The 9,166-nt window shown below is 70.7% G+C and carries 8 protein-coding genes; 3 read left to right on the top strand and 5 right to left on the bottom strand.

Going from position 1 to position 9,166, the window contains the following annotated elements; all coding sequences use genetic code 11:
• Positions 1-20 precede the first annotated feature (20 nt).
• The gene (locus I59_RS00165) at positions 21-857 is read right to left on the bottom strand and encodes an aldo/keto reductase (protein WP_022902134.1); all 837 of its coding nucleotides are present in this window, start codon (positions 855-857) and stop codon (positions 21-23) included.
• The gene (locus I59_RS00160) at positions 857-1,228 is read right to left on the bottom strand and encodes an FKBP-type peptidyl-prolyl cis-trans isomerase (protein WP_022902133.1); all 372 of its coding nucleotides are present in this window, start codon (positions 1,226-1,228) and stop codon (positions 857-859) included. Before I59_RS00160 ends, I59_RS00165 begins: the two co-directional genes overlap by 1 nt.
• 113 nt (positions 1,229-1,341) lie before the next feature.
• On the opposite strand from I59_RS00160, the gene I59_RS00150 reads away from it, so the two are divergent.
• The gene (locus I59_RS00150) at positions 1,342-2,658 is read left to right on the top strand and encodes an MFS transporter (RefSeq protein WP_022902132.1); all 1,317 of its coding nucleotides are present in this window, start codon (positions 1,342-1,344) and stop codon (positions 2,656-2,658) included.
• 273 nt (positions 2,659-2,931) lie between these two features.
• Positions 2,932-4,011: a YihY/virulence factor BrkB family protein gene (locus I59_RS00145; RefSeq protein WP_022902131.1), complete on the top strand. Its 1,080-nt coding sequence runs from the start codon at positions 2,932-2,934 to the stop codon at positions 4,009-4,011.
• Positions 4,012-4,251: 240 nt separating this feature from the next.
• Here the strand turns inward: I59_RS00145 and I59_RS00140 are convergent, their stop codons facing one another.
• From I59_RS00140 to I59_RS00130, 3 genes are all read right to left on the bottom strand, one after another.
• Positions 4,252-5,724 carry an aspartate ammonia-lyase gene (locus I59_RS00140; protein WP_031272263.1) on the bottom strand — a complete coding sequence of 491 codons (1,473 nt, stop codon included), beginning with the start codon at positions 5,722-5,724 and terminating at the stop codon, positions 4,252-4,254.
• Positions 5,725-5,901: 177 nt separating this feature from the next.
• Positions 5,902-6,198 carry a hypothetical protein gene (locus I59_RS18730; RefSeq protein WP_022902129.1) on the bottom strand — a complete coding sequence of 99 codons (297 nt, stop codon included), beginning with the start codon at positions 6,196-6,198 and terminating at the stop codon, positions 5,902-5,904.
• Positions 6,198-7,454, bottom strand: coding sequence for an inorganic phosphate transporter (locus I59_RS00130; RefSeq protein ID WP_022902128.1), 1,257 nt, complete (start codon positions 7,452-7,454; stop codon positions 6,198-6,200). The genes I59_RS18730 and I59_RS00130 overlap by 1 nt, the downstream gene beginning before the upstream one ends.
• A gap of 116 nt (positions 7,455-7,570) precedes the next feature.
• On the opposite strand from I59_RS00130, the gene I59_RS00125 reads away from it, so the two are divergent.
• Positions 7,571-9,166: sodium:proton antiporter (locus tag I59_RS00125; RefSeq protein WP_148286019.1), on the top strand; the 1,596-nt coding region annotated here is incomplete at its 3' end.

The following is a 9,166-nucleotide window of genomic DNA, read 5'->3' as shown; positions in this document are numbered from 1 at the left end:
TGCAGTCAGACGCGCAGCGTCTACATCTCCTCGTGCGTGTCCGGGTCGCCGTCCCAGAGGCGGCCGCGCTCGAGCGCGGAGATCGCCCGCACCTCGTCGTCGGTCAGTTCGAAGCCGAACACGTCGAGGTTCTGCCGCTGGCGCTCCGGGTCGCCCGACTTCGGCACCGGCACGGCGCCGAGCTGGACGTGCCAGCGCAGCACGACCTGGCCGGGCGTGACACCGTGGGCCTCGGCCGCGGCGACGACCGCCGGCTCGCTCATGAGCTCCGACTGCTTCGCGAGGGGGCTCCAGCTCTCGGTCACGATGCCGAGCTCCTGGTGCACCTTCCGCAGCTGGGCCTGGGGGAAGTACGGGTGCAGCTCGACCTGGTTCACGGCCGGAGCGACACCGGTGGCGTCGACGATGCGCTTCAGGTGGTCCGGCGTGAAGTTCGAGACGCCGATCGAGCGGACCTTGCCCGCGTCGCGGAGGTCCACGAACGCCTTCCACGTGTCGACGAACTTGTCGACGGACGGGTTCGGCCAGTGGATGAGGTACATGTCCACGTGGTCGAGGCCGAGGTTCGCGAGCGACTCGTCGATCGATCGGTGCGCCTCGTCGTACCCGTGGTGGCGCCCCGGCAGCTTCGTGGTGACGACGAGGTCCTCGCGGTCGACCCCGGACTCCCGGACCGCACGGCCGACGGCGTCCTCGTTGCCGTAGTTGAGGGCGGTGTCGAGCAGCCGGTAGCCGCTCGCGATCGCCGCCTGCACCTGCGCGGTGCCCTCGTCGCCGTTCAGGCCGTAGGTGCCGAGCCCGAGCTCGGGGAACCGGTGGCCGTCGTTCAGCTCGATCGTCGGGGCGCCGACCTGCATCAGCGGACCCCGAGGAGGTCGATCACGAAGATGAGGGTCTTGCCGGAGAGGAAGTGTCCGCCGCCGGCCGGGCCGTAGGCGAGCTCGGGCGGGACGACGAGCTTGCGGCGACCGCCGACCTTCATGCCGGGGATGCCCTCCTGCCAGCCGCGCACGAGCGCCGCGAGCGGGAAGTCGATCGGCTCGCCACGGTTCCACGAGCTGTCGAACTCCTCGCCGGACTCGTACTCGACGCCGGCGTAGTGGACCTTGACCGTCGAGCCGGCGGTCGCCTCGTCGCCGGAGCCCTCGACGATGTCGGTGATCACGAGCTCGGTGGGGGCCGGGCCCTCGGGGGCGTCGAACTCGGGCTTGCTGTTGAGGTCAGTCATGCCCGCAAGTCAACCAGGTCGCATCCCCGGTCATCCGCTGGACGTCGGTCGTCACGCTGCCCGCGAACGCCGACCACCCCGTCGTCGCCGACAGGCACCAGAATGGTTCCACCGTGACACGATCCGACACCGCACCGCGCCGCCGCCTGCTCGCCGACCTCACCCCGCTCCGCCGCTCCCCCGCGTTCGCGCGGCTGTGGGCGGGCACGGCGATCGCCGGCATCGGCACGCAGATGACCACCGTGGCCGTCGGCCTCGAAGTCTACGAGATCACGCACTCGACCTTCGCGGTGGCCCTGGTCGGCGTCATCGCCCTCGTCCCGATGATCGCCGCCGGGCTGTACGGGGGCATGCTCGCGGACGCGTTCGACCGCCGGCTCGTCGCGCTCGTGTCCTCGATCGTCGCGTGGGGCTCGGTCGCCCTGATCGCCACCCATGCCTGGCTCGGACTGCACAGCGTCGTCCTGCTCTACGTCCTCGCGACCGTGAACGCCGTCGCGGCCACGGTCAGCAACGCCTCCCGCTCGGCGATCGTGCCGCGGCTGGTCGGCACGGACCTGCTCCCCGCGGCGAGCGCCCTCGGCGGGATCGCGTCCGGGTTCCAGGTCACCGTCGGTCCGGCGATCGCGGGTGTGCTCATCGCGACCGTCGGCTTCGCCCCGACGTACACGATCGACGTGGTGCTCTTCACGTTCGCGTTCCTCGGGGTGTTCACGCTGCCGCGGATGGCGGCGGACGACGACGCGCTCCGGCCGGGGCTCGGTTCGCTCGTCGAGGGCGCCCGGTTCCTGAAGCGCTCGCGCAACATCACGATGACGTTCGTGCTCGACATCGTGGCGATGACCTTCGGGCAGCCGCGGGTGCTCTTCCCCGCGATCGGCGCGCTCGTGATCGGCGGCGGGTCCATCACGGTCGGCACGCTCACCGCGGCGTACGCGATCGGCGCGCTGCTCTCGAGCGTGTTCTCCGGTCCCCTCGGGCACGTCCGCCGCCAGGGCGAGGCCGTGGGCTGGGCGATCACGGCGTACGGCGCGGCGATCGCCGGGTTCGGCGTCGTCATCGCGGTCGCGCACGCACTCGGTGGCCGCGCCGGTGAGCGCTTCGACGTCGGGATCCTGCCGGCGCTCGCGCTCGCGGCGCTGTTCCTCGCGATCTCGGGCGGGGCGGACAACGTGAGCTCGGTGTTCCGGAACACGATCCTCCAGGCGGCGGCGCCGGACGGGATGCGCGGACGGTTGCAGGGCATCTTCATCGTCGTCGTGACGGGCGGCCCGCGGGTCGGCGACCTGTACGCGGGGCTCGTCGTGGCGGCGGGCATCGCGTACCCGCCCATCATCGGTGGCGTGCTCATCATCGGGCTGGTCGCGCTGCTGCTCCGTCTCGTGCCGTCGTTCCGTCGGTACGACGCGCTGCACCCGCACGCGAACTAGGCGCACCCGAGGCTCGGCCGGCGCGCCCCGAGGCTCGGCCGCCGCACCCCGAGTCTTGCGCTACGCGACACTGCTCGCGGCCGAGGGCACGAGAACTGTCGCCCACCCCGAGACTCGGCCGGCGCGCGCTGAGTCTCGGCCGGCGCACACCGAGTCTCCGCCGGCGCGCGCCGAGTCTCGGCAGCGGGTCGCCAGCGCGACCAGACGCCGGCCTGGAGGCGCGTGGCGGGCCCGCACCGCGCCTCCCGTCCGGATGCAGGTAGTTTCGTACGCATGCAGGACCGCGACGCGCGCGCCATCCAGCGGACCGGGGTCCGCGCCGTCGTCCGGCGTACCTACCACTCGGTCATCCGGCACCGGGTCATCGACGCCGCGGCCTCGCTGACGTTCTTCGCGACCCTCACGGTGTTCCCGACAGCGCTCGCGGTGGTGTCCGCACTCGCGATCGTGGACCGATCGGGCGACGGGCTCGAGGACATAATCCAGGTGCTCGGGTTCATCGTGCGGCCCGAGACGGCCACGCACCTCGAGGAACCCCTGCGGCAGCTGCTCTCGCTCGACAACCCCTGGCTCGGCTTCGCGACCGGAGTGGTGCTGACGCTGTGGTCGTTGTCCGGGTACGCGACGGCGTTCGGCCGCGCGATGAACACCGCCTACGAGGTCGAGGAGGGCCGCCGGATCTGGAAGTTCCGCAGCATGATGCTCCTCGTCACGCTGCTCGTCATGGTCGGCGGTGCCGTCGCGATCCTCATCCTGCTCGGCACGCCGACCATCGCCGCGGCTATCGTCGACCAGATGGGCTGGCCGATCTGGGTCGACGACCTGTGGAACGTGCTGAAGTGGCCCGTCCTCGCGGCGGACCTCGTGGTGATGGTGGCCGTGCTCTACCACGCGACGCCGAACGTGAGGACGCCGCAACTCCGGTGGGTGTCCGCCGGTGCCGCGTTCGCGATCGTGACCTGGGCGATCGCGACCCTCGGGTTCGCGGTCTACGTCGAGACGATCGGCGCGGGGAACCGGGCGTACGGCTGGCTCGGTGGGGCGATCCTGCTGCTCGTGTACCTGTACATCTCGAACTTCGTGCTCGTCGTCGGCGGTGAACTCGACTCCGAGGTCATCCGGATGCGCCAGCTCTTCGCCGGGATCGAGGCCGACGAGGCCATCCGGCTCCCGCTCCGGGACGTCACGCGCAACTTCACCCTGGCCCGGTGGCGGGACGCCGACATCGCCGCCGCGCACCACGTCCGGGTCGAGGCCGCGAAGCTCCCCCGCGACGACGAGGAGTCCGCTCAGGAGGCGCACCTCCGTGACCTCGCCGGGAAGGTGCAGGTCAGCGAACCCCCGATGCCGTAGGCGGGGCCGATGCCTCGCACGGTGCGAGGCGCCGGGCGACGCACGGTGCGAGGTTCCGCACACGGTGCGGGCTCCTCGCGCTCGCACGGTGCGTGGAACCTCGCACCGTGCGGCGACCTCGCACCGTGCGACGCGGCACCACACCCTGCGACCTCGCACCGTGCGACGCGGCACCACACCCTGCGACCTCGCACCGTGCGACGCGGCCCCGCACCGCGCGACGCGCACCATCCGACGCGCTCAGCGCTCGCGCGCGGCCTGGTCCAGCATCTCCTCGGTGATGACCGGGATCGCCCCCGTCGCGAGCTCGATGCCGGACAGTCGTGCCGGCGAGAGGACGCGCTGCACCTGGTCCTCCTCCATGAGTCCGGCAGCCGTGACGAGCGTCGCGATCGGTGTCGAGGTGGTCAGCGCCGTGTGCGCGATCGACGCCGCGGCCGCGTACCCGATGTACGGCGTCAGCGCGGTCACGACGCCGACGTTCGTGTCGACCTGGGCTGCGAGCTTCGCCTCGTTCGCCTCGATCCCGGTCACGCAGTGCACGCGGAGCGTCTCGCAGCCGTTCGCCATCCACTGCAGCGACTGCATGATCGAGTGCGCGATGATCGGCTCGAACGCGTTGAGCTGCAGCTGACCGCCCTCGGCCGCCATGGTCACGGTGGTGTCCGCACCGACGACCGCGAACGCGATCTGGTTCACGACCTCCGGGATCACCGGGTTCACCTTGCCGGGCATGATCGAGGAACCCGCCTGCCGCGCGGGGAGCGTGATCTCGCCGAGTCCCGCCTGCGGCCCCGAGGCGAGGAGGCGGAGGTCGTTGCAGATCTTCGAGAGCTTCGCCGCGCTGCGCTTCACCGTGCCGGACAGCGTCATGAACGCACCGGCGTCGCTCGTCGCCTCGATGAGGTCCGGGGCGGTCACCACGTCGAGCCCGGTCGCGATCTCCAACTGCCGGCGGACCTCGTCGCGGTACAGCGGATCGGCGGTGATGCCGGTGCCGATCGCCGTCGCGCCGAGGTTCGTCTCCGCGAGCAGCGGCATCACCTTCGAGAGCAGGAGGACGTCCTCCTGGATGGTGTGCGAGAACCCGGTGAACTCCTGCCCGAGCGTCATCGGCACGGCGTCCTGCAGCTGGGTCCGCCCGATCTTCAGGACGTCCGCGAAGGCCCGCCCGCGCTCGGCGAAGGAGTCGGAGAGGGCCTCGAGCTGCGTGTTGAGCCGCCGTACCCCGAGGATCATCGCGAGCTTGATGCTCGTCGGGTACGTGTCGTTCGTCGACTGGCTGCGGTTCACGTGGTCGATCGGGTGCAGGTACGCGTAGTCGCCCTTCTCCCGGCCGAGCAGTTCGAGGGCACGGTTCGCGAGCACCTCGTTCGTGTTCATGTTCGTGCTCGTGCCGGCACCGCCCTGCACGACGTCGACCACGAACTGGTCGCGGAGCCGGCCGTCCCGGACCTCCTGCGCGGCGGCGTCGATGGCGTCGGCTCGCTCGCCGTCGAGCACCCCGATCGCCTTGTTCGCGCGGGCCGCGGCCTGCTTGACGGTCGCGAGGGCCTCGATCAGGTCCGGGTACACCGCGATCGGGACGGACGTGATGGGGAAGTTCTCGAGCGCCCGGAGGGTGTTGATGCCCCAGTAGGCGTCGGCCGGAACCTCCCGGCTGCCCAGGGAGTCGGTCTCGGTGCGGGTGGGTCGTGGTGCGTCGTTGCTCACCCGGCCCAGGCTAGTCCGAACCGTCCGGCCGGTCCTGGTGCGGTGGCGGGCGCGTGTCGGCGTGCGTCCGACGCGACCAGGCAGACGGCCGGGAGGCTCGTGGCGGCGCCGCCACGGGCCTCCCGGCCGCCCTCTGGTCGCGTCAGCGACCAGTCGTGCGCCAGGGCGCAGCACCCGTCAGTGGAACTGCGGGACGATGAGGTAGATGCCGTAGAGGACGGCCGCGGCGCAGACGGCGAAGCAGACGACCGCGAGCGAGCGGTACAGCCGCACCCCCGGCGGGGTCTGCCCGGGGAGCGGGAACCCGGCGGTCGCCGGCCCGACGGTCCCGTCGTCCTTGATCGTGTACTTCCCGGCGCGGGTGTCGGCGGCGCTCCAGAACCGGAGGCCGACCGAGTACACCGTCACGACGAAGCACGCCGCGACGACCGAGACCACCGCGACACTGACGAACGCCAGCCAGTCGATGCCCATCAGCGTCGTCCTCCCTTGCGTGCGGCCATGCGGCGCAGCGTGCGCTCGCGGCTCAGCTCGGCACGGCGGGCCGAGACGACCTCGGCGCGCTTCTTGCGCTGCATGTCGCGGCGCTCCTTGCGGGTCAGGACGGCGTTCGCGGCCACGTCGACCTCGATCGCGGCGGCCTGGTCGTGCGGCTTCCGCAGCGACCACAGGTACAGCCCGAGGATCACCGCGGCTCCGACCACCGCGTCGATGACGAGCCCGCCGACGCCGATGCGCGCGATGCCCGACGCCACGGCGCCGACCAGAGCCGCCGCCGGGAGCGTGATGAACCAGGCGATGACGATCTTGCCCGCGGTGGACCACTGGATCTTCGACCCGCGACGACCGAGGCCAGCGCCGATGATCGAACCCGACGACACCTGCGTGGTCGACAGCGCGAAGCCGAGGTGGCTCGACGCGAGGATCGTCGCGGCGGTCGAGGCCTCGGCTGCGAAGCCCTGGGTCGCCCGGATCTCGGTGATGCCCGACCCGAGCGTGCGGATGATGCGCCAGCCGCCGGTGTACGTGCCGAGGGCGATCGCGAGGGCACAGGCCATGACGACCCAGAACTGCACGCCCTGGTCCGCCGACTGGGCACCCGATGCGATCAGCGTCAGCGTGATGACGCCCATCGTCTTCTGCGCGTCGTTCGTGCCGTGCGCGAGCGACACCATCGAACTGGTGAAGACCTGGCCGAAGCGGAACCCACCGCGCTCGTTCGGGAACACCGGGCGCCGGGTGATGCGGTACGCGATGCGCGTCGAGAGGAACGAGACGAGCGCCGCGATCACGGGCGAGAGGAACGCCGGGATGATGACGACGGTGAGGAGCGCCGCGTAGTTGACCGACTGGAAGCCGGCGCCGACGATCGCGGCGCCGATGAGGCCACCGAACAGCGCGTGCGACGAGGACGACGGCAGGCCGCGGAGCCACGTGATCATGTTCCACACGACCGCGCCGATGAGGCCCGCGAAGATCATCTCCGGGGTGATCGCCACGCCACCAGGGCCCTCGTTGATGAGCCCGTGCGAGATCGAGGTCGCCACCGCCGTGCTGAGGAACGCACCGACGAGGTTGAGCACCGCTGCGACGGTGACCGCGACCTTGGGCTTCATGGCGCCGGTCGCGATCGGGGTCGCCATCGCGTTGGCGGTGTCGTGAAAACCGTTTGTGAAGTCGAAGAAGAGGGCCAACGCGATGACCAGGACGACTATGAGTGTGATGTCCACCGCGGGAAAGTGTCCCAGGCGACCGGCCCGAGCACAAACCCTGGTGTTCACCGGACGTTCACCATGCCTGTCGATCTGTTCAGGAACGGAACCATTCCGATGAGAGAATGTTCCTCATGGACACCGTCGAGCTCCTCGCCATGCTGATCGGATCGCTCGCGGTGACCGGGTTCGCACGGGCGAAGGGACTGCCGGCACCCCTGCTCGTCACCGCGGTCGCCCTCGCGGCGTCGTTCCTCCCCGGGCTGCCCCACATCGAGATCGACTCCGAAGTGATCCTCACGGTGGTCCTGCCGCCACTGCTCTACTCCGCGGCGCTCGACGTGTCGTGGCAGAGCTTCCGGACCTCCATCAAGCAGATCCGCCGACTCGGCATCTTCCTCGTCATCGTCACCGCGCTCGTGGTCGGCGCGGTCGCGTACCTCCTCATCCCGGACATGACACTGCCGGCCGCGATCCTGCTCGGTGCGATCGTCGCCCCACCGGACGCCGTGTCCGCCGCGGCGATCGGCCGGAAGCTCGGACTCCCCCGACGCGTGATGACGGTCCTGTCCGGTGAGAGCCTCATCAACGACGCGGCCTCGCTCACCCTGGTGCGGGTGTTCACGCTGATCATCGCCGGGACGTCCCTGACCGTCTGGCAGGACCTCGGCATCTTCGGCCTCGCGATCGGTGTCGGTCTGGTGGTCGGCGGCGTGCTCGGCGTGCTCGTGCACTGGATCCGGATGCGCATCAACGACCCCGTGGTCGAGACGATCATGAGCATCCTGCTGCCGTTCGTCGCGTACATCGGCGCCGAACACCTCTCCGGCTCCGGCGTCATCGCGGTCGTCACCGCCGGCCTCTACATCGGGTACAACTCGCCGAAGGAGGGCTACGCGACCCGCCTCCAGGAGCGCCCGCTGTGGACGAGCATCGACGTCATCCTCGAGGGCTTCGTCTTCGCGCTCATCGGGCTGCAGCTGAACGACGTCGTGCAGAAGCTCGTCGAGAGCGAGCGGAGCCTCGGCCAGACGCTGACCGCCGCCCTGGTGGTGCTGGCCGTCGTGATCCTCGTCCGGCCGCTGTTCGTGTTCGAGTCGTACGTCCGCAACCGGATCAACGGACGGTGGCTCCGCCCGCTGCGCATCCGGCTGTCCCGGGGCCACCCGTCGTTGCGGTGGATGCGCGGTACGGCCGAACCGAAGCTCAACTGGCGCGAGCTCACCGTGATCTCCTGGACCGGCATGCGCGGGGTGGTCACCCTCGCGGCGGCGGTCTCGGTCGTGGCGAGCCCGACGGAGATCCCGGCGCAGGACACCATCTTCGTGATCGCGTTCATCGTGACCGTCGGCACCCTGCTGCTCCAGGGCCTCACGCTGCCGTTCGTCATCCGGGCGCTCGACGTGCAGGACCCCGAGGAGGGCATCGAGGACGTCCGGAGCGAGATGCGGCTCAACGAGCGCACCACCCGCGCGGCGATCGACCTCATCGAGCAGCGGCGGCCCGAGTGGGGCGCGCGGTTCGGCGCCGAGGCCACCGACGTCTTCGTGGCGCGGCTCAAGGCACGGCTCGAGCGTGCGGCGGAGACCTTCCGACAGGACGCGCTCGAGGAGGAGACCGAGGACCAGCACCTGCCGAGCCGGCTCCGGGGGGCGCAGATGCAGGACATCCGGCGCGACCTGCTCGACCGGCGCGCGAGATCGTCCTCGACGAGCGGGAGAAGGGGAACT

It is taken from the genome of Curtobacterium sp. B8 (assembly GCF_000333315.1).
Classification (GTDB): Bacteria; Actinomycetota; Actinomycetes; order Actinomycetales; family Microbacteriaceae; genus Curtobacterium; species Curtobacterium luteum.
Note: the sequence above shows the minus strand (reverse complement) of the source record. Positions and strands in the feature narration are given on the sequence as shown.